This is a genomic window from Desulfofundulus thermobenzoicus (genome assembly GCF_009428905.1).
Classification (GTDB): Bacteria; Bacillota; Desulfotomaculia; order Desulfotomaculales; family Desulfovirgulaceae; genus Desulfofundulus_A; species Desulfofundulus_A thermobenzoicus.
Map to the genome: position 1 here is coordinate 1 of NZ_WHYR01000148.1, position 501 is coordinate 501.

A 501-nucleotide genomic window follows, 5' to 3' on the forward strand; every position below is an offset into this window, starting at 1 on the left:
CATAAACACTTAGGCTTTGTCTGAATCACACCGATGAAAAAAGAGACAAAATGAGACATGCGTCTCTTTTTGTCTCAATATGTCCACACATCAATTGGAACAAAAAAAAGCATCCCCGTAGAGGAATGCTTATCACAATGAATCGATTGTGCGCAGCCACTTTAATTTTCCTTTGCAGACGCCGCATACATAACGAGAGGTATCAAACCGTCTTTTCCTTATAAAAGACCGGCCGCATCCTGTGCAAATATATTCATGGCGTTTCCCCGCACGGCGCTTATTTTGTACGGTCTTTAGCGGTGTACAAAAACGCGGTGCTCCTACTTGCTTTAATAACGCTTTAAAATCACGGTCGCGATGCTGATAGCCCTTTCCTTCAAGATGCAGATGATAATGACACAGCTCATGCTTGATGATTCCGATTAATTCTTCTCGTCCATGCTCCTCTAGGTATCGGCGGTTTAGTTCAATGTTGTGTGTACCAAGTAAATATCGCCCGCC

Annotated in this window: 1 protein-coding gene; it reads right to left on the minus strand. The window is 43.3% G+C overall.

The annotated features are described in order from the left end of the window. Positions 1 to 132 precede the first annotated feature (132 nt). Positions 133 to 501, minus strand: a 369-nt coding sequence (locus GFC01_RS17945) for a SprT family protein (protein WP_152948495.1), incomplete at its 5' end; no start/stop codon positions are given.